The sequence below is a fragment of the Bradyrhizobium sp. Ken01 genome, assembly GCF_055807355.1.
Map to the genome: position 1 here is coordinate 1 of NZ_JBVVPC010000282.1, position 242 is coordinate 242.

The 242-nt window shown below is 64.0% G+C and carries 1 pseudogene; it reads left to right on the forward strand.

Annotated features, from left to right (window positions below):
• Positions 1 to 242 (forward strand): annotated as a pseudogene (locus AC0L3S_RS39670) (amidohydrolase); the annotation flags it as partial.

The window sequence follows — 242 nt, forward strand, 5'->3', positions numbered from 1 at the left end:
CGACGCGCTGAAGCAGGAAATGATCTTCTGGCGGCGCGATCTGCATGCACACCCGGAATTCGGCTTCGAGGAGAAGCGCACCGCCGCCTTCGTCGCCGCCAAACTGCGCGAATTTGGGTTGGACGATGTCACCGAAGGCGTCGGCGGCACCGGTGTTGTCGGCACGCTGAAGCGCGGCAGCGGCAACCGGGCGATTGCGCTGAGGGCCGACATGGATGCGCTGCGCATATCAGAACAATCGG